The organism is cf. Phormidesmis sp. LEGE 11477 (genome assembly GCF_015207105.1).
Lineage (GTDB): Bacteria > Cyanobacteriota > Cyanobacteriia > Phormidesmidales > Phormidesmidaceae > Phormidesmis.
In genome coordinates this window covers 23,399-44,217 of sequence record NZ_JADEXO010000008.1, presented here as the reverse complement: position 1 = coordinate 44,217, position 20,819 = coordinate 23,399, and the positions used below count along the sequence as shown (strand labels likewise).

Below are 20,819 nucleotides of genomic sequence, written 5' to 3'. Positions count from 1 at the left end.
TTAAACGCTGTTGTTGACTGCTTTCATTCCCCCTTTTATCAAATACCTATAGGAGAATCCCAATGGCAGATGCCTACACTTACGAGCTGTGGCCCACTAGCACCAAAGAAGAGATCGAAACGATCATTCGTGCTGTTTATAAACAGGTTCTAGGCAACCCCCATGTAATGGAGAGCGAACGCCTAACCACCACTGAATCGCAGCTATTCGACAAATCCCTGTCCGTGCGCGAATTCGTCCGCGCCGTGGCCAAATCGGATTTCTACAAGTCTCGCTACTTTGAAAACTGCGGTCCCTATCGCTCTACTGAGCTAAATTTTCAACACATATTAGGACGAGCACCGCAATCTCAAGTAGAAGCCTCTGAGCACATTCGTCGCTGCGCTGAAGAAGGCTTTGATGCAGATATTGATTCCTACGTTGATAGCGACGAGTATCAGCAGGCTTTCGGCGAGAACGTTGTTCCTTTTCAGCGTGACAAGAGTGAAGTAGGTCGCAAACAAGTCGTCTACAACCGCAACTTTGCTGTCAATCGCGGTCCTGCCCAAGTCAGCAGCGCCGTCACCAACTCTCAATTGGTGTACGCCGTAGCCACTAATAGCGCTAACAAAATCACTACTGCTGAAGCGACGCCTGGTTCTGTGACAGAAAAACGCTTCAAAATCAAAACAACGGCTGCCAAATTTGACAGACCTCGTCGCGTCAGCTTCGACGAGTACATCGTCTCTGCGACCAAAATGACCCCGCAAATCCAGCGTATTCAGCGCACTGGGGCCAAGATTGTCAGCATCACCGAAATCAAGTAGTGCTCAGCAGAGTGCCAATTTCGAGGCGGCTGTAAAATAGGCTTCAAAACCTAGAAGTGCGTCCGAAAAAGAGCTAAAGGCAAAGCAACAATAGCTGAAGAAGATTGCTCTTTCTCTCTAAGCGTAATTTTCTCAATCGCTGTTGATCGCCGAGCTTTCAGCTCTTTTTCTGTAGCAAAATCACAAGTGTTAAATTGCTTGTAGAACTTAAACATTTCCTCATTTACTGATCCGACATCCGGTTAGCTGATAACAAGAGCCGTACGGGATACGGCTTTCCATTTCATGCCGCTACCGGAGAAATCACCATGTCGATTTGGGTAACAAGTCCAGAGCCCGTTGAGCTGCGTCCCAATGCCTCAGTAGATGACTTGGAAGCTGTCATCCAGGCTGTGTACAAACAGGTACTTGGCAATCACCACATCATGGAAAGCCAGCGCTTAGAAAGTGGCGAATCGCTTTTACGTAACGGAGACATTACCGTTCGCGGCTTTGTCCGAGCCGTTGCCAAGTCTGATCTGTATCGCAGCCTATTTTTTGAAGCCTCTTCCGCTTACACCTTTATCGAAAAGAACTTTCAAAATTTGCTAGGTCGTGCCCCCGAAGACCAAAGCGAGATTTCTGCTCATACCGCTATCTATTCAACTAGGGCATATGAAGGCGAAATTGATTCCTATCTTGATAGTGACGAATACTGTCAAAACTTTGGCGAAAACACCGTCCCTTATCTACGCGGCCAAAACACTGAGTCCGGTATGAAAAACGTCCGCTACAACCGGACGCTAGTTTTAGCGGGTGGCAACGCTTCTAACAAATCTGGCAGCAAATCCAAACTGACTGGCGATCTAGCTAGGAACCTCTCAACCAAAATCAAATCGCCAAAAGGCGTTGGCTTGGGTAGGACGGGCCGAAATGGTCGCTTCCGCATCGCGGTTTCAGGTGCAAACACTGGCGGTGACCGCACTCCTCGCAGCAATGCGTCTTTCGAGATTGGCTATAACCAGCTACAGAATAAAATTCGCACTATTCAAAGATCTGGCGGAAAAATTCTGAGCATCGAACCCGCGTAGCGTTTTAAATGACCTATTACCGTTCAGGCAATAGGTGTATGTCAGCAGAAGCGAGCATCAGCCTTTAATCTGTTTAGTAGGGTCAAAGACGTATCAACGCTGCGCCTTCGGCCCTTTTGTGTGAACTCGATTATCTGATACGGCTGAACTAATGGACATAGACACCTTTGTAGCGCGCTCTTTGGGGCAGTGGAAATCGCAGCGTAGCGCTCATCACCTCGCCTTTGCCCATTTTGAAGAGATTCGCTCAATGATTAAAATAGAAGGATTAGAAAAGAGCGATCCAGCCGTGGTTGCCCTGTGTGAGAGCCAAGGCGTTAATCCTGGAAAAATTGCTGCTCCCTTCAAAATGAGCTGGGAAGGGGAAACAGATTGGAATGAAGACGATGTTTTGAAGGGGCAGACAATCCTAGTACCTGTGCCTAGCTTAGAAGGTACTAATAGCGGTCAGCTCTTACGCGACCAAGGCTACGCCGAAACAATTCCTGCGGCGGGTGAATATGTCATTCATCCCGACCAGACATTTGTTTTGACAACTCGATACGATCGCGCTGCTGCCGAAGAAAAAATCTGGTTTGCTAGTGACAATCTGCGCTTTCGCGTATCGCTGATTAAAACTAGCGATGGCAAAGGGGTGACGACGGCCTCGCTCTCTTCAGAAGTTCGGCTTTCTCCCAAAAAGAAAGAAGAGTAGTGAACCGAATGCGACGAATCATACAAGGAAGACCGCGATGACTTCTAAATATTTTTTTCTACAATTTTACTAGGACTGATAAAAAGCTCTCTAACCTAGCTTCAGCCTTGCTAGCCATCTCCATGTCAGCATTTATTTCAGCCATCGACTATGACTGCGCCTATCGCCCCTTCCGCTTCAGTGAGTCCAGATCTAATCACGCTGTCCACTTGGATGGCTGGAGACTTCAGCAATTTTAAGCAGGCCGACGCTGCGCTGACTGACTTTGCCCATATCCGCATATTTTTCAGGCCGCTGCCTTACGAATTCTTTGAGGGGCTAGGCTTGCCAGGTGGAATTGGCTTTTATTCCGAACAGGTCTACGATTATGACCTTTGGAGTCCTTATCGTCAGGGGCTGCACAGAGTCATCGACAAAGATGGTCAAATTTATATTGAAAACTATGGCTTTAAAGACGGTGTTCCCTATGCAGGGTCGGGTCACAATGCAGACATCTTGAAGACCATTCCGGCTGAGGGGGCAATTCGGCGGCAGGGATGTTCGATGGTCTTTCAGCGAGAGGGTGATTTGTTTATCGGTGGCGTAGAGCCAGGACACAACTGTCGAATTCCGCGCCAGGGAAAATGGACTTATTTGGTGAGCCGTGTAGAACTGAGCGATCGCACCTGGGTCAGCCTCGATCAGGGCATGGATATAGAGACGGATGAACATGTCTGGGGCTCTACAGAAGGCGCGCTGAGATTCGAGAAAAGAGAAAGCTTTGCTCACGAACTGCCGCTAGGACGTTTGTGATGCTGCCACCGCCCGCTTCCAAAAAGATGAAGGCTTGGATTCGCAGCCGCCATCTGATTTGTTCTGGCAATTTTTTTATTTTTGAAACGGTCGAGGCTTCAACTGTCGATAAGTTTGAAGCCTGCGTAGAAGCACTAGGTGGAACTTTGATCTCGGTAGAGCCGTTGAAGAAGATTTGGATCGGGTCACACCGCCGGGTCGTGCTGTATCAGGCCAAAGCTAGTCTGCACACGCCGCACCACGATCTCAACCAGTACTGGATTAAATACGGTAGCTTTCGTACCCGTTTTGACGAAAGGCAATAGGGTAATCAGATAGCGCCGTAAGATAGTTAAAAGTACCTGACAGTCTCAATCCTACTCAAATATCATGACGCACCCTACCGACGTGGCAACCCTAACTCAGTGGATGGCCGCAGAGTTTAGTAATCAAGCACAGGCATTTGAAAACCCGCCCTTCTTTGCTCACATCAAAGTCTGTATGCGTCCGCTGCCTAAAGGCTTTCAGTCGGGGGTCAGTCTCTATCTAGAACAGGCTTACAGCTTTCAATTAGACAAACCTTATCGGGTGCGAGTGCTGCACTTTATCCAGCGCGAAAATGATGTCCTGCTAGAAAACTATAAAGTCAAAGACGAAGAAAAATTTTATGGCGCAGCTCGCGATTTAGAGAAACTAGCGACTTTGAGCGCAGATGATTTAGAACCGATGAATGGTTGCGATATCTTCGTCGAATGGACGGGCGAAAGCTTTCGAGGCAAAGTTGAACCCGGCAAGAAATGTAGCGTTGTCCGCAAAGGCGCAACGACCTATCTCGACAACGAGTTTATCGTTACCGAAAGCCACATGACTAGCTACGATAGAGGGCGAGATCCAGAAACCGACGAGCTGGTTTGGGGCTCGGTTGCTGGGCCGTTTGAGTTTGATAAGGTAGCTCGCTTTGCCCATGAAGTTCAGGTGTAAAAGAGCTACCAGCCGAAAGCAGAATACTGCGAGCCCACCGCAAACGCTTCACGAGCAGCCGCGTCGTCTTTCTCTTTCTCAGGAACTGTTTCTACTCGCGACTCAGCGCAAAAAGAAGCTGTACTCAGTCCTCCAAATCTTTTGACTACGCTGGTACGCATCCGCAAGTCTGAGTTAGGAAACCAAAAGCGCTCAATAGAGCTCATGGTTTCGTATTCAGTCGTCAATACCAGTCCGTTCTCGCTGTCCATTTCAAAGCGACCAATCACGGGCACAATCTCAGCATAGCCACGTTCTCTAAGTAAATTGCCTGTCTGCGGGTTATCGGCATCAGGTACCAGCGCAAAAACGGTAGAGCCTTTGTGATCCTCGCCCTCTTTATCCCAGGCCATCTCACCATTCCACTGGACATAAGCGCCACCGACTGCGCTGCTAGGATCAACGTCATGAAGTTTGCAAATCTCAACGACCTTTTCGTTATCAGCAGGTAACGCTTCTACAGAGATATTAGAGCCACCTAGCTCGGCGCGGCGAAATGGCAGGTGGTGAGTCGTGCGCTGAGACTGCCACTGTCCGGCACTCTGCTGAAAAAACTCCATCACGTTCATAGAGGCTGTCTACCTTCATGTTTCTAAAAAGCTATTTATCAATATAACGCTGCTAGATATCACGCCGCTAGGTGCAATTGCGATCGCCACTTTGCTCTGCCTTACAGGCTGGCTTCTGCCTTATGGATAGCTGACAAACCGATAGAACTAGACTTATGGATGAACATGCTACTTAAGCCAAATCGTTAACATAACTACATGATTTGTAATTGAGGCGATTCATAAATATCCGAAAATCCGCTGATAGATTCCTTAGTCAATAGGGTTATAAGCCTATTTTCATACACAGCTTACATGTGGCCAGTGGTTGAAAATTGAACCAATAACTTTAAATAATTAATTTAAGTAACTCTTGCTACCGAATCTGTTTACAATTTGACGATAGTGTGCAGCAAGGTTAGAATTTCACTAATCAACTTTGGTTAGAGCCCCCAACCATCTGATTAAGCCCAGGGCACCTTCTAATCTGTCGATCTGTTCGTTGAGTTTTATCTTTATGACCAAACTCAATGGCCGTTCAAGCATCTATCTACATCGGTCAGATCTGTTTAACCTTCTGAGGAGAAGTAATCATTATGAGTACATCAGGTGACACAATGCCGGGCAGCCTTAGCATGGAACAGCAGTTCAAGCTAAAAGTTGTCAAGGATCAGGTAAAAGGCCTGAGCCTAGAGCAAGCGCAGGAATATGTCGTAGAAGTTATGCGGCAGATGATGGTGAAGGACAATCTAGTCAAGCACTTATTAAAGAATGCCTGAAGCCAACTGCCAATTTCCCGTTTCATCGTGTGAAATGACTAGATATCTAAGCCGAACTGCTCATTACAGCGGGTTCGGCTTTTTTATTTCTGCGTCTTTTTTCGTTTTTAGACGCTATATTTTTTGCTTTTAGACACTATAGAGATATCAGACACTCGCTACACGACAGCGCTGATGGACTGTCTATATGTCAGAATGTTAAGCGTGTGGATTACTTCTTCTTTGCAATCGGCTAGGGTGCCGACAAATATAGCGTTAGGCAACTTCGACGGCGTGCATCTGGGCCATCGACAGGTAATGGCTGCGATTTTGGATGATCGCGCTTCTCAGAATGCGACTTCAGCTCTCCCTTTAAGTACAAGCTCGAATGCTTCTCTAAGCACCATTTCTGACCTAAGGCGACCGCTAAGCTCCCAATCAGTGGCCGCTCTACATCAGAGCATCGCCGATGAAAATAGCAGTTGGACTCGGCCCACTGGCAGCACGGTTCCAGCTAATAGCACTGACTCTCGGCTGTTAGAGGCTCAACCTCTAGCAACAGTAGTTACCTTTGCGCCTCATCCTCAAGAGTATTTCTCAGGCACCTCAAGACCGTTGCTGACGCCTATTGCCGAAAAAACCTGGCAGCTTGCTCAGCTAGGAATTGAGCAGCTAGTAACGCTGCCTTTTGATCAGGCACTTGCTGAGCTAAGCCCACAAGACTTTGTAGAGCAGATCTTGATCAAAGGATTGAATGCCCAGCAGATTAGTGTCGGCAATGATTTTCGCTTTGGCAAAGGGCGCAGCGGCAGTGCGGATGGATTGAGGGCGATCGCAGCCAAACACAATATCCCAGTGACGCAGGTCTCACTGAAGCACGAACAGGGTGATCGCATCAGCAGCTCCCGTATTCGATCGGCCTTGCAAACAGGTCACCCCGATATTGCCGCTCAGCTGCTTGGACGACCCTACACCCTCACTGGCAAAGTCGTAAAAGGAAAGCAGCTAGGACGTACCATCGGCTTTCCGACGGCTAATCTCAAGGTGCCTAGCAATAAATATTTGCCCCGTACGGGCGTCTACAGTGTGCGCGTCTATGGTGTTCCTAATGCTAATGATGCTAGCGCTACTGCTGGCATTGCCGACTGTGGCACTCAGGTGATCAACGGCGTGATGAATATTGGCAATCGGCCTACCGTAGATGGACAGTCGCTGAGCATTGAAGTTCATCTGCTTGACTGGGCGGGAGACTTGTATGACCAATTGCTGACCGTGAGCTTAGAAGGGTTCGTTCGAGCAGAAGAGAAATTTGAGTCGATAGAGCAGCTAAAGCGACAGATTGCGGCGGATTGCGGGGTGGCGATCGCGGCGCTAAAGTCGGCCTAACTAGAAGTAGACTTACTGTCTTCGAATGCGGCTATATCCATCTGTAAGCGATCTTTATCAGCCGTTTATCTATTCTTAACCTAGCGTTCTTAACATGCTTGGCTGAACTCCTCAACCGTCTAAGCACGGATAACGCTATGACTCTAAAGCGTCGGCAACTTTTGCTATTTCTCGGGGCAGCCGCAGGCACCACCGCTCTCAAACCAGTCAGTCACCGAGCCAGCAGAGCGGCCACCTCAGCTACTCTAAAGAGCACTACAGCGGGAGTCCAGTCCGGGAATGCGACGATCGCCGCAACATCTGCGACACCGTTCCAGCCACTCAAAAGCCCTATGCCCTACGACGCTATTAATATCAGCGCCGATCGGCAGCCAGTTGAATACGCTCAGTATGAACTTCAAGACGACATCATTCTCCCTGACGGCTACACCTACGATGTAATTGCCGCCTGGGGTGACCCCATCGGCGACTCACGGTTTGGCTATAACAACGACTACCTATCTTTTGTCTCGACTGGCCCAGACGAGGGCTATCTCACTATCAACTTTGAGTACATCAGCAGCGATACCTGGGCCGAGACTTACGCTGCCGTCATTGGAGAGTCGCTACCGTTTGCAGAAGTCAAGCAGGCGCTAGGTAGTTTGGAGGATGAAGAAATCGACGCCTTTGCCCTGCCAGCGGGGAATCCACTCAAAGATGGAATATTGCAAATCTCAAAGGAAGCCTTGTTGGATCAAGGTCTGGGCGTTATTTTTGTGCAGCGTAGCCCAGATGGAAAATGGTCGAAGGTCAGCCATGAGAGCGAGCGGCGAATCTCTGGAATTTCGGGTCTAGAAGATGGTAGATACTTGAAATCTACCGGCCCTGCGATCGCTATCTTCAACAAAACAGACGTTCAAGGCTATACAGACGGTTTAGGCGATCAGATTATCGGCACTTTCGGCAACTGTTCAGGCGGCACCACCCCCTGGGGAACTGTACTTAGCGCCGAAGAAAATATCCAGTCACAGGTTCCTGAACCCGTGTATAGCGACGGATCTTCATTTGAGCCTAGTCAAAAGGCGTTTGCTACTGACTTTGATGGACAGGGCAATGTACTAGGGCTTTCATGTAATAAATACGGCTGGATTGTCGAAGTCGATCCGAGCGATCCGAGCGATTTTGGCACTAAGCACACCTGGATAGGTCGCTATCGGCATGAGGCGGTGGGCGTTCGCGCCGAAGCTGGGAAGAAGCTGGCGTTCTATTCGGGGTGCGATCGCCGAGGCGGCCATCTCTATAAGTTTGTCAGCGCCAGCACGGTTCAAGATCCTACTGATAAGGCCAATTCTCAACTGCTGAGTGATGGCATGCTCTACGCCGCTATCTTCAACCCTGACGGGACTGGTCGCTGGCTACCGCTTGCGCCTGAAACGCCTGTCAATCCGGTGCTCCCTAGCGACGTAGTCGGTGGCATGGTGACTCTGCCGATTCGCCCAGAAGGCGGCTTTGGCAAAGTTGAAGAAGATGCGATCGCCCAGCAGCTAAAAGCAGACTTTTCAACTCTAGGCGATCTCTATGAAGGGGCGACCCCAGAAGAAAAGCAAGGCGCTATCTTAATTGACGCTCACTTCGCCGCTAACGCTGCCGGAGCCACCGCTACTGCTCGCCCTGAAGATACTGACATCGCTCCAGATGGCACACTTTTCATTGCCTTCACCTCTGGCTCGGCGGGTGGAGACGGTGGCCCAGATAAAGCTATCTTCGTTGGGCCCGATGGCGAACCTGACTACGAAGCTGGCTGGATCATGAAACTGATCGAGGCCGACAACGATCCCGCTGCTCTGACTTTCAGCTGGGAGATGATAGCCATCGGCGGCGAACCTACAGATGGCGGCATCGGCTTTGCCAACCCAGATAACCTAGAATTCGACAGCCAGGGCAATCTCTGGGTGGTCACCGATATGTCCACCAGCAAACACAACAATCCGGTGCCTGCTGGCCGTAAAGACGAATCGGGTGAACCCATCGTTGGCCCAGGCTTGCTAGGAATCTATGGCAACAACTCCCTCTGGAAAATTCCGCTTGCTAACAGCACAGCCGGAGAAAATGCCAGAGAAGAGGCTGGAGAAGCGAAAATGTTTGCCTATGGCCCGATGGAATGTGAGCTGACAGGGCCCTTCTTCACTGAAGATAGCAGCACGCTATTTATCGCTGCTCAGCATCCTGGAGAGCGTCACGGCATTCGCCAGAACATGGCCACAGAAATGCGCGACTTTGAAATGAAAACCACTGACGGCAGAACTTTCATACAGCAGCGAGCCGTGCCCGTCGGCTCCAACTGGCCAGCTGGCACCGAAAACGCGCCTCCCAAACCTGCCGTCGTTGCAATTCGTAGCGTAGAACCGGGAGCTAGCATTGTTTAATGTCTATCTCTAATCGTTTTTTACTTTGCTGTGATGTCCCTTTCCCAAACCCTTTGGCAGGCTAATCAAGACTTAGTCGCAGCCTCTTTGAACAATCCGTTCGTGCAAGGGATTGGCGATGGCTCTCTACTCAAAGAAAAATTTGCCTACTACGTGGGTCAAGATGCATTTTTTCTAGAAGCCTTCGCTAGGGCATACAGCATTGCCGCCGCCAAAGCGCCAGACTGGGAAAGCTTTCAAACTTTTCACGCTCTGGCCAATGGCGTTCTGCAAGAGCTAAATTTGCACCACAGCTATGCCCAGTCTTGGAATGTCGATATCAAATCTGTAGAACCCGGTAGCGCTACCCGGCAGTACACAGATTTTTTACTGTCAACCGCCTGGGCGCAGCCTATCGGCATCACGGCTGTAGCGATGTGCCCCTGTATGCGGCTATATGCCTATATAGGCCAGCAGCTAGCCAGCCAGCAAAAAGGTGACAACCCAGCCCACGATTACCAGGACTGGATCACCACCTACAGCAGTGACGAATTTGAACCATTAGCCAAACAGCTAGAATCCCTAGTCGATCTACACTCTCCAGATTCTTCTCTCACTCGCTCGACCTATCGATACGCGATGGTCTGCGAACGAGACTTCTTTCAAGCTGCCTGGCAACAGTAGAGTGGGTTTCTAGATCCTACTTCTCGACGTACATTTCAGGCTCAATGGCAAAGTTGTTCAAGCGGCCAGAATCGTCGACAACATAGCCATCAGTCGTCTTGAGATCGGACTCAGATTCACTAGCTTCCGCACTGGCAATATCCTGCTTATTACCTTCTACATCACCACCTGGCATGGTCTTAGTGCCTTCTGGCTGCACCGCTTCGCCTACTGGCTGTGCAACCTGCACAGCTTGCTGGTTACCCGCTGCACCTTTGCCGGGTTCAGCACTGGTCTTGATATTTTCGTTTTCATTAACCGCCATCATCAAAGCTTCCTTTACTCAATTTATGACATCATCAAGTGTAGAGGCAGGCAGCGTGCTGCCAAGTCTGTCATCAGTTAAGTATTCGTGCATCTGTTACCTCTCCATAGAACGAAATTGGAAAGAACGAAGTTGGAATCGAAGCAGAGCGATCGCAATCTATGAATCTAACTATTACCAAAGAGTCTGTTCAGCTTTCGCCCGGTGCAGATGTTGTGCTGCGCCAACAGAGCTGGGCAGACTACGAGGCGCTGCTAGCGAGTAGGAAAAATCAGTCTGCGCTCAAAATCTACTTCAACGCATCCAACCAAGAAATTCGACTGATGGCCCCTTCGCCTAAGCATGGCAATCGTTCCGACGCACTTTCAGACCTAGTCAAAAGCCTACTGTATCAGCAGGGAACAGACTTCCAGAGCTTCGATCCGATCACGCTCAAGAAATTCGACGAGGCGGGCGTAGAGCCGGATGCCTGCTTCTACATAGCGAATCGGCAGGCCATTCTACGAAAAGAGAAGATTGATCTAGCGGTTGATCCACCGCCGGACCTGGCGTTAGAAGTAGATCTCACCTCACTCACAAATCCGCAAGATTATGAAAGTATCGCCGCCCCTGAGCTGTGGATATACAAAGGCAATACCCTCAATATCTATTTACTAGAAGAGGGTCAGTATGTGGCCAATGAGCGCAGCCCGCTGTTCCCCAAATTTGATCTAAAAGCGCAGATACCAAAATATATAGAATTGGCTTGGGCAGAAGGGGTTAGCGTCGCAGTTCGAGGGTTTGAGAAGGCGATCGCACCCTTCCCCTCTACCCAGACAAGCAAAGACCAGGAATCCAACTGATGACGTGGTTCGTCAAAATAGAAAAAGGAATCGTCGATAAACCCAGGTTTGATCAGTTTGTCGGCGCGCACGTTGCCTACGTCAAACAGTTAATCGATGACGGGCACCAGGCGAAAAGCGGCTACTGGGCAGAGCGCGGTGGCGGTATGCTGATCTTTACAGCCGAGTCGATGACCCAGGCAAAAGCCATCGTCGAGGCAGATCCGCTAATTGCTAACGACTGTGTAGAATACGAACTTCACGAGTGGTGTCTTGTGGCACAACCCACTCCAAACTGACCTAGAGCTATGGCCAAATCAGACAGCAAAGCTAGCAAAGGCGGCGGCGTAAAAATCATCGCCGACAATCGGCAGGCCCGCTACCAATACGAAATTCTAGACACCTACGAAGCAGGCATCGTCTTGACAGGTACAGAAGTCAAGTCCATCCGCGAAGGCAAAGTCAACCTGCGCGATGGATTTGCCAATGTCAAACGCGGCGAAGTCTGGCTGCACAACGTGCATGTTTCTCCTCACAGCATGACGAATCTGGCCTACAACCACGAGCCGCGTCGTATTCGTAAGCTGCTCTTGCACAAGCAAGAAATTCGTAAGCTGATCGGTCAGGTAGAGCAAAAAGGTCTGACGCTAGTGCCGCTAAAGATGTATCTAAAAGGCGGCAAAGTCAAAGTCAGCTTCGCCCTCGGCAGAGGTAAAAAGCTCCATGATAAACGTGATAGCTTGAGGAAAAAGCAGGACAAGCGCGATATGGCCAGAGCAATGAAAGCGGCTAATCAATAAGTGCTGATTGCGGCCAATCATGACCTGTGCCTTCGCTGTCTTACGGTTGCTGTCTATGTGTAATGAGTCTTTAATCAATGCTTTCAAAAAGTGCTTATGTACTTATCGAAGCTCTTCAACAGCATCTGAAACTAATTAAAATCCTCTTGTTGCAATTCGTTGCGGCTTCGCTTCAATCATCCCTTCAGGTAATGGGTTTGTTATCCATCTGAAATAGAATATGAAGTGCTCCCGTGAGACTATCACTGCATGAATCGACCCAGGTCTTGGATTAGATCGTACTTTTCTAAGCACTTAGACAAACTGAGTAGAAAGAGGCTGCTATTAGCTTTCTTCGTTACGTTGATGGCTTTTTCTACTTTTGCATCTTCATTTCTTATCTGGAAGATTCCAGAGGCAGAAGGTCAGCGTGTTCAGAGTGAGCTGCCTACGGCAGACAAGATGTCAGCTAAAGAGCAGGCAGAGTTCGTTGATAGCCAGCGAAACACGCTAGTTAGTGGCGTAGGTACAGTTGCTACTATCGCTGGGGGTATCGTACTCATTCTAAATTTTGTGCTTGCCCGTCAGAGGCTAAACATAGATGTAGAGAAGATTACTGATGATAGAAAGCTATCCGAGGCACGACTAACCGCAGAACGCTTCTCCAAAGCAATAGAACAACTAGGTGACAGTAATATACATATCCGAATAGGAGGAATATACTCTCTAGAACAGCTTGTCGAGAGCTCTATCAGCTATCAGTGGACGGTAATAGAAGTTCTTTCAGCCTTTATAAGAGAAACTGTCTCTCGTGAAAATGAGGATTATGAAGCGCTCAAAATGATTTACGCCAGTGAGCAAGAAATAGAGGAGTTTGAATATGTCAACAGTGATTCAAACTACGATCCTTTATCTATTCCTATAAAAACGGCGGCTGATATACAAGCTGCTCTTGCAGTAATTGGTCATCTTGGTCGCCGAAGTATCCAGGATATCGAAAGACTAGAGATAAAGAGAGTTAACCTGTCGCTCACGGACATTCCTTCAGTCAATCTAACATTTGCCCATTTGAATAATGCTGATCTAATCATGAGTTCGCTCACGGATTCTGCGCTGGACCATGCTCGTTTACATAGAGCTAATTTGAGTAGAAGTTATCTCTGTAGAGCAACAATGAGATATACAGTTTTGAAGGAAGCTAACCTAAGGGGCTGTCGGATGCAGGAAGTTGATCTAACAAATGCAAATCTAGTAGAAGCTGATCTTAGAAAAACAACACTACATCATGCAGACCTGTCATACGCAAACCTTAAAGACACACTGCTCACCGATGCTGACCTGACATCAGCACGTCTGGTTTGTACCAATTTAGAAGATGCCAATTTAGATTGTGCAGACCTGAGCAAAACCTTACTAAGACGAGCTAATTTGACTAGAGTCCTGATGAACGAAGCTAACTTGACTCGCTCTAATATGTACGCTGCTAATCTTAGGAATGCTCAGATAGTGGGCTCTGACCTATCCTATGCTGATCTCAATAAGGTAGATCTTAGGAGCATTAGTCTAACTGACGTAAACTTGAGTAGTGCAGATCTAAGCGGCGCTACCGTTACTGAGGAGTCTTTGAGAGAAGCATTCCTATGTAATACTCGTTTACCAGAAGGTATGTTGATAAACCCGGATCGAGACTGTGGAAAAGATTGGAAGAACAAGGGTTCATAATTAGTTGATAATGCTGTCAAACCATTTTGGCTCGTTTGATATTCTCAAAATTCAGACCTTTTGGGCCACGAGAAAAACATGTCTCTCTCCGTGTCTCGGAATAGTGTTCTTAGAACTTCTAAAAGCTTTTGAAAAGACAATTCATGAGAGTTCTTTAGCAAGCGTCAGGACACGCTGATAGAGCTGACGACTGATGCGAAAGCCAGCTTGATTACTCAGCGCATCCATAACAGGTTGGACTTTGGAAATCAGGCTTCTTTTCTTAGCGATGAGCAGAATACCTAAGATACCGATGATTGATAACCCTAGCCGTGCAGCTTCCTGCCGTCCTAGTCTTTCATCAATGAGTAGGTCATCAGCTTGTAGCTCAAGCGCCAGTGCGATCGCATTTGCTTCTCCTGCATCAAGCCCACGATCTTGTTGCAGTTGATTAGCCAGTTGAGACTGAGACAGCGATCGCGTTTGAACCCAGTCCATTTTGAGGATAGCTGGAATAACTGGGTTGCTAGCTGCCGCAAGTTCGCTAGCAACTACATCAGGAATGATGACGGTTTGGTAGATAGCTTCTAGCAGCCAGAGATGCTCGACCACCGCCAAATTAGAGAGGGCGGAAGTATCGCTGACAACGATCACAGCCAGCCCCGGTCACGCAGGCGCTGAACATCCTGCTCAAAATCTTCCACATCGTAGTGAACACAGATACCGCGCTCTGCCAGCAGCTTCTGAAAGTCCATCAGTTCGACTCCGGCAATCTTGCTAGCACGGCTTAGAGAAACTCGCTCTTGCTGAAACAGGGCAAAGGCGATTTCCCTCAGCCAGTCGCTTTGGCTAAAGTTCTCGGTCTGACTCAAACTGTCTGGAAGGTTCAGGGTAATCTGCATTGAATTGCCCACTCGTATCTACTTTTCAGCGTAAACCCTCGAATGCAAGGATTTCCATGACAGATTTCTGGGTCAATAGTTATTCTTTCTGTGAGTTGACTATTCATCAAAAATTCAGCCTTCTTGAGTTGCTCTATCAATGGCACTGACTACGCCTTCGTAAATTTCCTCAGCGGTTTTGGGACTATTGCCAATGCAGGTGAGCCCTAGCTTGCCATGCTCACTCAGACAGCCCATCAGATGAAAGACAACGCCCTCTCCGTCAATTGAGCTGAAGTGTAGCTGTTCACCCATAATGATATCCATTAGGTCGTTGGGCAAAAGACCTTTGTAGGCGTCTTTTTGCAAGTTGTCTGAGGCGCGGTAGTATTTGGCCTGACCGTTTTTGGTGTAGAACTTACCATCGGATGAATCGTAGGTGCCATTGGTCAGCAGCTTTAGCGCCATGAATGGGTGAGTCGTTCCGCCCTTACGTAAGTTAATTTCAATCGCCTGAATGTCCCACGGCTGCTCCTGATTCTCGGGCTGATGGACCGCGATGAAGTCAACACTGTAGCGTTCGAGTGCGCCTTTTGCAGCTAAGTTTTCACCGACTTTTCGCCCCATCTCCTGCAGCACCATCCGGTAAGCATCGTCAGCAGGAAACGTGCAGCCCAGGAAGATTTGGCCGTCGGGGCCACCGAGAACTTGATCGTGGGTAGAAAGAATTTCAACTTCGCCTTTTGGGGTAACCCGGCCCTGCACACTAGGAGAGTATTTTTCTTCGCCTTCTATAAAGGCTTCGGCGATCGCACCCAACTCCTCTATTTTCTGGGCAAAAGATATCCAGCTCTCACTATCGCACTGAAATCCCAAGCTTGGCCAGGCCGCCTCAATCGCTGCTGCTCGCTCTTTGTGGGTTGCCTGTCCAGGTGCGACAGAGGCTAAATCCGCCAGGTCAAATAGCGCATTTCCCTCTCCAGAAAACCCCTCGTTCAGCTTGATCACAATTCGCTTTAGCTCAGGGTGGCGCTCCCACAGCTTGGCGGTATCCTTTGCTAGCGTGGTCACACTGTGGGTTAGCTCACTCCCATCGGGTAGTGGAATGCCGCACTCTGTAAAAATCTGACGACTACCACCTTTCGTTCCCCAGTAGAGCAGATCTGGATCGACGGCTAGCAAAGGCAGATCTAGCTTTAAAGACAGTTCCCGCTCATATTCGGTGGAGTTGTAGCAGGTCATGTAAGCCTGCTCGCTATGCAGCTTGTCTTTGATGCGGCGAATCAGGCGGGGGCGGTCCAGAATTTTTTGGGTGAGGGGTCGTAAGGACGAATCGTAGGTCGAAAACAGGTCTAGGCGATCGCGCGCGTGTGAACTAGGAATGCCTGGCAGCAGCTCCAAATAGTAATCGACGATGCTGGGATGCAGCGGCTGAGAAGTCACATAGATCAGCCGGGTCTCAGGATTACGCAGCCGAATTAAGGCAAACAGCAGCCGCTCTTCGTAGTGATGAACCCCTTTTACTTTTTTGAGTTCGGCCTGATCAAGGCTAAGAGAAGGCACCACTAAAATCTGCCGAGGTTGTCGATCGAATGCATCAATCGACTGCCAGCGATCCGTTAGCTGTGACTGTAGGCGGTGGAAGCGCTCACGCTTATCGGGGTTTCCATCTGGCATCCGATCCTCCTCAGATAATTCCACCAAAGCTTCAACAGCACTCATCGCCAACTCCTTAGCCCATCTGATGCTCACCTTCAAAGCTTAATATGCTCCCGTCAGCCCTTGCGCCCCTAGAAAATAAATAGATAAAAAAATCGACGTACTCAGTTGCTGAGCACGTCGATCTATTTACTTAGGAGATTTGAACTGCTTTTGAAACTTAGAATAAAGAAGTCAACTAGGAATCGCTCTGTAGATCTTGCTGCGGTTGTAAGTAAGCGATCATCTGCTCTACGCCGCGCTGAATGCGCCGAGTCACCGTCATTGGGCTCACGCCAATCCGCTCAGCAACTTCCTTACGAGAGAGTCCCTTGAAGAATACAAACTCAATAGCAGAGCGAGTTTTTTCTTCTAGCTGACTCATCGCCCGCTGAATCTGCTGCCGATCCTCTTCCAAAATTTGCAACAGCTGGTAGTGAACGTCTGGCAGCGTATCCCCTAGGGTGATGCTTGAATCAATCTGATGACAGACCGTCGCATCTAGACTCAAGGGCATACGGTTTTTGTTCGCTAGCTTAACCTGACGCCATTCTTGAACAGAGACTGTCAACGCTTCGGCCATCTCAATATCTGAAGGCTGACGCCCATAGCGACGGATCAGCTCTGCCTGCCGCTTTTGACCTTCTTTTTGCAAGTCCTGCCAGCGACGGGGAATCTTGACTGTAGTGCCGCGATCGCGCAAGAAATGAAGCATCTCACCGCGAATATAAGGAACTGCAAACGAGCTGAACGCGCAGCCCTGACCCGGATCGAACCTTTCAATAGAACGAATCAAACCAATATAGCCAATTTGCTCAAGATCTTCATAGGGTTCGGCGCATTGGTGACTAACCCGGTGAGCAATTTTACGAACCAGGCCAGCGTTAAGTCTAACTAGCTGATTACGAAGCTTAACCGAACGATCTACCTTGTACTGCATGAGTAATTCCATGCCACGAGATCGAAGTTGTGCAGATTTGGAAGAAGCCATATTAAATGCAGTAAAAACTGCGTTGAAGCGTGCTGCGTGAATTAAATTCATTCTCGGGAAGCGCCTCACTTCAAACCATCGTTGAAACACGGTAGTCGAGTAGATCGTCGACAGGGACCATAAGCGAATCCACGCATACCTGCATGAATTTATATCTATGGCGAACATTGTGTTCCAGAACTGGCGAGTGTTTCAGACTTCTAGAAATTGGTCTTCGAATGGCCTACGAATAATCACGCTAATGTTTCGCTTTGTAAACGAGCGCAGTAAATTTCCCCTAACGTCCTTGAAAACGCACACCCTAATGCCCTGAGTTTTTACGGAAGTAGTCTATTCTTTGAATCAGCATCTATCGGCATAATTAGTCAGCTCGTGCCTGGATAAAACAGCCGATCGATTCTGTTAGGAAGAGATCCGTAATCGCCAGATCTTGAGTAATTCAGTACACTTTTGTATATAGAAAACTTAGATCTTCAAGATCTTGCTAAAAACTTACAAAAGACCTCTATGAGCAATACCAGTAACTTTCGTCAGGCCATTCGCGAGGCCCAAAGTCAATCGATAGTCGGACCCAACGTCATTGCTAACGCTTTACCCTACGTGGGTGGCGGCCTGATCTTGACAGCAGCCGGAACCTTCGGTGGCCTCAATGTCTTGCGGACAAACCCTGAGCTGTTCATGCCGACTTTCTTTGTGGCAATTGTGGCGGAGCTTGTCCTGTTTTTTGTTGCTCGCAGCGTCGCGATGAAAGGCAACAACGGCATTGCCCTCCCGCTACTGGCCACCTATAGTCTGCTCTCTGGCTATACCCTTAGCGGATTAGTCTCGATCGCGTTGCGAAGTAGCGGGGTAGGGATTCAAGGCGTCGGCTTTGCCGCCCTAGCCTGCGGACTGACCTTCATTGCGGCTCGGCCAATAGGGTCTAATCTGTCTGAAGAAGACGGGATGGCCCTGACTAAGACAGTCCAGCTCGGCATCATGGCGCTGTTAGTTGTGATTGTCGGTCAGTTTGTCTTTAGCTTCTTTGGTGTCTATGCGCCTAATTTTCTAGAGATCGCTATCTCAGCTATTGGCGTCTTGCTATTTGTCGGCGCAGCGGTTGTCGACTTCTTTGTACTACCGCGCACCTACAATGACGACCAAGCGATTCCCGCAGCCTTGTCGATGTACCTGACGTACATTAACCTGTTTGTCTTTATTCTCAGACTGTTGATTGCAATCAACGGTAGAGACTAAACTATCGAAGCTGTCTTCTCGTTCTTGTCTGTCATACGTTCTAACAACAGAGCATTTTCAAAAATGCTTAGGGCTGCGTTGTCAGGCAAGAATGAGGATTCGAGTCCATGGCTTTTCTATATTGATGTTTGCATGTTCGATACTGTCACCCTCAAGCGGGAGTTAGAAACGCTCTTTGAGCGCCTGGGCAAAGCTCAGGAATACCTTTGACATTCCGGCTCTGAACGCAAAGATTAAAGACTTAGAACAACTCTCCGCCCAGCCGGACTTTTGGGACGAGCAAGAAACTGCCCAGAAGTCTCTTCAAGAACTAAATGACTATAAAGCCAATCTTGATCAGCTAGAAGGTTGGTCTACTAGCCTAGAAGATTCTGAAGCCATACTAGAACTGCTAGAGCTTGATCAAGATGAATCGCTCCTTTTAGAAGCCGAGTCGACTGTCAACAGACTCAGCAAGGAGCTAGACCAGTGGGAGCTACAGCAGCTACTTTCTGGGACTTACGATAAAGAAGGTGCTGTCTTGACAATTAATGCGGGCGCAGGCGGAACCGATGCTCAAGACTGGGCTGAAATGCTGCTGCGGATGTATACCCGCTGGAGTGAACAAAATGGCTATCAGTTCAAGCTGATTGAAAAGTCGGACGGCGATGAGGCTGGGCTGAAATCGGCCACTATGGAGATCTATGGCCGCTATGCCTACGGCTATCTCAAAGGGGAAAAGGGCACTCATCGGCTGGTGAGAATTTCGCCTTTCAATGCGAATGGAAAACGTCAGACGAGCTTTGCGGGCATAGAGGTGATGCCGATCCTAAATCAGAAGGTAGAGCTAGACATTCCAGATAAGGATCTGGAGATCAAGACATCGCGTTCAGGCGGTGCCGGCGGCCAGAACGTCAACAAGGTAGAAACAGCAGTACGAATTACGCATTTGCCCACAGGTATTTCGGTGCGCTGTACTCAGGAGCGATCGCAGCTCCAAAACAAGGAAAAAGCCATGGCGCTGCTGACCTCAAAGCTGCTCGTCATTGCTCAAGAACAGCGAACTCAGGCGATCGCAGACATCCGTGGCGACATGGTAGAAGCCGCTTGGGGCAATCAAATTCGTAACTATGTCTTTCACCCGTACCAAATGGTCAAAGACCTTCGTACCAGCGTAGAAACCACCGCTGTCGATGACGTCATGAATGGCGATCTCGAAGCGTTCATCCAGGCATACCTGCGCCAGGAAAATCAGCTCATACTAGAAGCGACCATTTAATCAGACTGCTTTTGCTAGTCGGTCGCAAATGCCTAATCACAATATCTAGTCGCAGTACAATAGCTGACAACGGATGGTACGAGAAAGCCTTTAGAATCTAGTTATCTTTTCCCCAAAGCAATAATATGAGCACCGATATGAGTACTGAAAAGCCAGCTATTGCAGCGCCTGCCAACCAGCAGCCAGTCTTAGATAATTCCTCACTTAATGAACCCGCTCCTAGCTTTATCAAGCTAGCGATGCGTAATATGGTCAAAAAGGGGGGAACATCGCTCTACCATTTTTTTCTCTCCTTCGTTGGACTGCTAGGGCTTTTGATTGGCCTTGCCTATCTAACTCGCTAAATTCCGATAGAAGGTTAGTCATTATGGTTTGTCAGAGGTCGTTAAAAGTTGAACCCAGTAACGCAATCGATCCAGGTTGAAGCTTTTGTAGACGGCAGCGCCTTATCTGAAGTGAGCGAAAAAACTGGAATCGCGATCGCTCAATACACTAGCTGGTTTCAAACCTGGCTAGCGGATCTCAACCCACAGATCTCGCCGCTTGATGCCTACGAAGTCAGCTTACGCCTGACTTTCGACGATGAAATTCAACAGCTCAACGCCGACTTCCGCCAGCAGCCCAACCCGACTGATGTACTTTCTTTTGCAGCATTAGAGACAGAAATGCCACAGTCAGAGCATATCTATTGTCATCAGCCAGTCTATTTAGGCGATATCATCATCTCGATTGAAACCGCAGCTCGTCAGGCATCTGAAAGTCAGCACTCCTTGGAAAGAGAACTCGCCTGGCTCTGCGCCCACGGACTACTTCACCTGTTAGGCTGGGATCATCCAGATGAAGACAGTTTGATAAAAATGCTCGACAGACAGGCGCTGCTGCTGAAACTGGTATTCTAGCTCCCTAGAGGTTCCAACTATAGTGTCTCGAAGTAACAAACGTCTTGAAGTAACAGTGTCCTGAAGTAACCTGAGACGTCGCGATAGGAATAACCAAAAATCACTCGATTGCTAAAGGTAAAGTGCTTTC

The 20,819-nt window shown here is 48.7% G+C and carries 25 protein-coding genes; 18 read left to right on the top strand and 7 right to left on the bottom strand.

Annotation, left to right across the window (positions count from 1 at the left end; all coding sequences use genetic code 11):
• Window positions 1-62: 62 nt before the first annotated feature.
• From IQ256_RS04290 to IQ256_RS04265, 6 genes are all read left to right on the top strand, one after another.
• Window positions 63-806 carry a phycobilisome rod-core linker polypeptide gene (locus IQ256_RS04290; RefSeq protein ID WP_193854315.1) on the top strand — a complete coding sequence of 248 codons (744 nt, stop codon included), beginning with the start codon at window positions 63-65 and terminating at the stop codon, window positions 804-806.
• Between the two features lie 308 nt (window positions 807-1,114).
• Window positions 1,115-1,876, top strand: coding sequence for a phycobilisome rod-core linker polypeptide (locus IQ256_RS04285; protein WP_193854314.1), 762 nt, complete (start codon window positions 1,115-1,117; stop codon window positions 1,874-1,876).
• Window positions 1,877-2,027: 151 nt separating this feature from the next.
• Complete coding sequence (locus IQ256_RS04280) at window positions 2,028-2,570, top strand: phycobiliprotein lyase (RefSeq protein ID WP_193854313.1); 543 nt, start codon at window positions 2,028-2,030, stop codon at window positions 2,568-2,570.
• Between the two features lie 150 nt (window positions 2,571-2,720).
• On the top strand, window positions 2,721-3,362 hold the full coding sequence (locus IQ256_RS04275) for a chromophore lyase CpcT/CpeT (RefSeq protein WP_193854312.1): 642 nt from the start codon (window positions 2,721-2,723) through the stop codon (window positions 3,360-3,362).
• Complete coding sequence (locus tag IQ256_RS04270; RefSeq protein ID WP_193854311.1) at window positions 3,362-3,667, top strand: CpeR family transcriptional regulator; 306 nt, start codon at window positions 3,362-3,364, stop codon at window positions 3,665-3,667. Before IQ256_RS04275 ends, IQ256_RS04270 begins: the two co-directional genes overlap by 1 nt.
• 64 nt (window positions 3,668-3,731) lie before the next feature.
• Window positions 3,732-4,322 (top strand): chromophore lyase CpcT/CpeT, encoded by a 591-nt coding sequence (locus tag IQ256_RS04265; RefSeq protein ID WP_193854310.1) that lies wholly within the window; start codon window positions 3,732-3,734, stop codon window positions 4,320-4,322.
• Window positions 4,323-4,327: 5 nt separating this feature from the next.
• Here the strand turns inward: IQ256_RS04265 and IQ256_RS04260 are convergent, their stop codons facing one another.
• Window positions 4,328-4,930, bottom strand: a complete 603-nt coding sequence (locus IQ256_RS04260) for a phycobiliprotein lyase (protein ID WP_193854309.1) — start codon at window positions 4,928-4,930, stop codon at window positions 4,328-4,330.
• Between the two features lie 575 nt (window positions 4,931-5,505).
• Here IQ256_RS04260 and IQ256_RS04255 point away from each other — a divergent pair.
• The 4 genes from IQ256_RS04255 to IQ256_RS04240 all read left to right on the top strand — a co-directional run bounded on the left by IQ256_RS04255 (window position 5,506) and on the right by IQ256_RS04240 (window position 10,121).
• The gene (locus IQ256_RS04255) at window positions 5,506-5,688 is read left to right on the top strand and encodes an NblA/ycf18 family protein (RefSeq protein ID WP_193854308.1); all 183 of its coding nucleotides are present in this window, start codon (window positions 5,506-5,508) and stop codon (window positions 5,686-5,688) included.
• 123 nt (window positions 5,689-5,811) lie between these two features.
• On the top strand, window positions 5,812-7,053 hold the full coding sequence (locus IQ256_RS04250; RefSeq protein ID WP_228024561.1) for a bifunctional riboflavin kinase/FAD synthetase: 1,242 nt from the start codon (window positions 5,812-5,814) through the stop codon (window positions 7,051-7,053).
• A gap of 137 nt (window positions 7,054-7,190) precedes the next feature.
• The gene (locus IQ256_RS04245) at window positions 7,191-9,458 is read left to right on the top strand and encodes a PhoX family phosphatase (protein WP_193854307.1); all 2,268 of its coding nucleotides are present in this window, start codon (window positions 7,191-7,193) and stop codon (window positions 9,456-9,458) included.
• 33 nt (window positions 9,459-9,491) lie between these two features.
• A complete protein-coding gene (locus tag IQ256_RS04240) occupies window positions 9,492-10,121 on the top strand; it encodes a TenA family protein (protein WP_193854306.1) in 630 nt (209 codons plus the stop codon).
• A gap of 16 nt (window positions 10,122-10,137) precedes the next feature.
• Here IQ256_RS04240 and IQ256_RS04235 read toward each other — a convergent pair whose 3' ends face one another.
• Window positions 10,138-10,428 carry a hypothetical protein gene (locus tag IQ256_RS04235; RefSeq protein WP_228024560.1) on the bottom strand — a complete coding sequence of 97 codons (291 nt, stop codon included), beginning with the start codon at window positions 10,426-10,428 and terminating at the stop codon, window positions 10,138-10,140.
• 158 nt (window positions 10,429-10,586) lie between these two features.
• Here IQ256_RS04235 and IQ256_RS04230 point away from each other — a divergent pair, with 158 nt between their 5' ends.
• From IQ256_RS04230 to IQ256_RS04215, 4 genes are all read left to right on the top strand, one after another.
• Window positions 10,587-11,267 carry a Uma2 family endonuclease gene (locus IQ256_RS04230; protein WP_193854304.1) on the top strand — a complete coding sequence of 227 codons (681 nt, stop codon included), beginning with the start codon at window positions 10,587-10,589 and terminating at the stop codon, window positions 11,265-11,267.
• Window positions 11,267-11,545 (top strand): YciI family protein, encoded by a 279-nt coding sequence (locus IQ256_RS04225; protein ID WP_193854303.1) that lies wholly within the window; start codon window positions 11,267-11,269, stop codon window positions 11,543-11,545. Before IQ256_RS04230 ends, IQ256_RS04225 begins: the two co-directional genes overlap by 1 nt.
• Before the next feature lie 9 nt (window positions 11,546-11,554).
• Window positions 11,555-12,046, top strand: coding sequence for an SsrA-binding protein SmpB (smpB, locus tag IQ256_RS04220; RefSeq protein WP_193854302.1), 492 nt, complete (start codon window positions 11,555-11,557; stop codon window positions 12,044-12,046).
• Window positions 12,047-12,391: 345 nt separating this feature from the next.
• The gene (locus IQ256_RS04215; RefSeq protein ID WP_193854301.1) at window positions 12,392-13,747 is read left to right on the top strand and encodes a pentapeptide repeat-containing protein; all 1,356 of its coding nucleotides are present in this window, start codon (window positions 12,392-12,394) and stop codon (window positions 13,745-13,747) included.
• Between the two features lie 141 nt (window positions 13,748-13,888).
• On the opposite strand, the gene IQ256_RS04210 is transcribed toward IQ256_RS04215, so the two are convergent.
• The 5 genes from IQ256_RS04210 to IQ256_RS04190 all read right to left on the bottom strand — a co-directional run bounded on the left by IQ256_RS04210 (window position 13,889) and on the right by IQ256_RS04190 (window position 17,296).
• Window positions 13,889-14,380 carry a DUF3368 domain-containing protein gene (locus tag IQ256_RS04210; RefSeq protein ID WP_193854300.1) on the bottom strand — a complete coding sequence of 164 codons (492 nt, stop codon included), beginning with the start codon at window positions 14,378-14,380 and terminating at the stop codon, window positions 13,889-13,891.
• Window positions 14,377-14,628 (bottom strand): UPF0175 family protein, encoded by a 252-nt coding sequence (locus IQ256_RS04205; protein ID WP_193854299.1) that lies wholly within the window; start codon window positions 14,626-14,628, stop codon window positions 14,377-14,379. Before IQ256_RS04205 ends, IQ256_RS04210 begins: the two co-directional genes overlap by 4 nt.
• Entirely contained in the window at window positions 14,613-14,735 is a 123-nt protein-coding gene (locus IQ256_RS30285) for a DUF433 domain-containing protein (protein WP_193854298.1), read from the bottom strand. The genes IQ256_RS04205 and IQ256_RS30285 overlap by 16 nt, the downstream gene beginning before the upstream one ends.
• Before the next feature lie 7 nt (window positions 14,736-14,742).
• Complete coding sequence (locus IQ256_RS04195) at window positions 14,743-16,329, bottom strand: peptide ligase PGM1-related protein (protein WP_228024559.1); 1,587 nt, start codon at window positions 16,327-16,329, stop codon at window positions 14,743-14,745.
• A 175-nt stretch (window positions 16,330-16,504) separates the two neighbouring features.
• Window positions 16,505-17,296 (bottom strand): RNA polymerase sigma factor SigF, encoded by a 792-nt coding sequence (locus IQ256_RS04190; RefSeq protein ID WP_193854297.1) that lies wholly within the window; start codon window positions 17,294-17,296, stop codon window positions 16,505-16,507.
• A 507-nt stretch (window positions 17,297-17,803) separates the two neighbouring features.
• On the opposite strand from IQ256_RS04190, the gene IQ256_RS04185 reads away from it, so the two are divergent.
• The 4 genes from IQ256_RS04185 to ybeY all read left to right on the top strand — a co-directional run bounded on the left by IQ256_RS04185 (window position 17,804) and on the right by ybeY (window position 20,689).
• Complete coding sequence (locus IQ256_RS04185; protein WP_193854296.1) at window positions 17,804-18,532, top strand: Bax inhibitor-1 family protein; 729 nt, start codon at window positions 17,804-17,806, stop codon at window positions 18,530-18,532.
• 132 nt (window positions 18,533-18,664) lie between these two features.
• Window positions 18,665-19,790 (top strand): peptide chain release factor 2 gene (gene prfB / locus IQ256_RS04180; protein ID WP_193854295.1). Its coding sequence is split into 2 segments (ribosomal slippage): window positions 18,665-18,739 and window positions 18,741-19,790, totalling 1,125 coding nucleotides; the frame shifts between segments, so codons are not numbered across the junction.
• Between the two features lie 137 nt (window positions 19,791-19,927).
• A complete protein-coding gene (locus IQ256_RS04175) occupies window positions 19,928-20,134 on the top strand; it encodes a DUF3285 domain-containing protein (RefSeq protein ID WP_193854294.1) in 207 nt (68 codons plus the stop codon).
• 48 nt (window positions 20,135-20,182) lie between these two features.
• Window positions 20,183-20,689: an rRNA maturation RNase YbeY gene (gene ybeY / locus IQ256_RS04170; RefSeq protein ID WP_193854293.1), complete on the top strand. Its 507-nt coding sequence runs from the start codon at window positions 20,183-20,185 to the stop codon at window positions 20,687-20,689.
• The last annotated feature ends 130 nt before the right edge of the window (window positions 20,690-20,819 follow it).

Coding starts and splice junctions, on each gene's coding strand:
- IQ256_RS04240 (WP_193854306.1), top strand. CDS start 9,492: ATGTCCCTTTCCCAAACCCTTTGGCAGGCTAATCAAGACTTAGTCGCA.
- IQ256_RS04285 (WP_193854314.1), top strand. CDS start 1,115: ATGTCGATTTGGGTAACAAGTCCAGAGCCCGTTGAGCTGCGTCCCAAT.
- IQ256_RS04290 (WP_193854315.1), top strand. CDS start 63: ATGGCAGATGCCTACACTTACGAGCTGTGGCCCACTAGCACCAAAGAA.
- IQ256_RS04190 (WP_193854297.1), bottom strand. CDS start 17,296: ATGGCTTCTTCCAAATCTGCACAACTTCGATCTCGTGGCATGGAATTA.
- IQ256_RS04245 (WP_193854307.1), top strand. CDS start 7,191: ATGACTCTAAAGCGTCGGCAACTTTTGCTATTTCTCGGGGCAGCCGCA.
- IQ256_RS04205 (WP_193854299.1), bottom strand. CDS start 14,628: ATGCAGATTACCCTGAACCTTCCAGACAGTTTGAGTCAGACCGAGAAC.
- IQ256_RS30285 (WP_193854298.1), bottom strand. CDS start 14,735: ATGAATAGTCAACTCACAGAAAGAATAACTATTGACCCAGAAATCTGT.
- IQ256_RS04225 (WP_193854303.1), top strand. CDS start 11,267: ATGACGTGGTTCGTCAAAATAGAAAAAGGAATCGTCGATAAACCCAGG.
- IQ256_RS04230 (WP_193854304.1), top strand. CDS start 10,587: ATGAATCTAACTATTACCAAAGAGTCTGTTCAGCTTTCGCCCGGTGCA.
- IQ256_RS04260 (WP_193854309.1), bottom strand. CDS start 4,930: ATGAACGTGATGGAGTTTTTTCAGCAGAGTGCCGGACAGTGGCAGTCT.
- IQ256_RS04215 (WP_193854301.1), top strand. CDS start 12,392: ATGGCTTTTTCTACTTTTGCATCTTCATTTCTTATCTGGAAGATTCCA.
- IQ256_RS04265 (WP_193854310.1), top strand. CDS start 3,732: ATGACGCACCCTACCGACGTGGCAACCCTAACTCAGTGGATGGCCGCA.
- smpB (WP_193854302.1), top strand. CDS start 11,555: ATGGCCAAATCAGACAGCAAAGCTAGCAAAGGCGGCGGCGTAAAAATC.
- IQ256_RS04255 (WP_193854308.1), top strand. CDS start 5,506: ATGAGTACATCAGGTGACACAATGCCGGGCAGCCTTAGCATGGAACAG.
- IQ256_RS04195 (WP_228024559.1), bottom strand. CDS start 16,329: ATGAGTGCTGTTGAAGCTTTGGTGGAATTATCTGAGGAGGATCGGATG.
- IQ256_RS04235 (WP_228024560.1), bottom strand. CDS start 10,428: ATGATGGCGGTTAATGAAAACGAAAATATCAAGACCAGTGCTGAACCC.
- IQ256_RS04280 (WP_193854313.1), top strand. CDS start 2,028: ATGGACATAGACACCTTTGTAGCGCGCTCTTTGGGGCAGTGGAAATCG.
- IQ256_RS04275 (WP_193854312.1), top strand. CDS start 2,721: ATGACTGCGCCTATCGCCCCTTCCGCTTCAGTGAGTCCAGATCTAATC.
- IQ256_RS04270 (WP_193854311.1), top strand. CDS start 3,362: ATGCTGCCACCGCCCGCTTCCAAAAAGATGAAGGCTTGGATTCGCAGC.
- IQ256_RS04185 (WP_193854296.1), top strand. CDS start 17,804: ATGAGCAATACCAGTAACTTTCGTCAGGCCATTCGCGAGGCCCAAAGT.
- IQ256_RS04175 (WP_193854294.1), top strand. CDS start 19,928: ATGAGTACTGAAAAGCCAGCTATTGCAGCGCCTGCCAACCAGCAGCCA.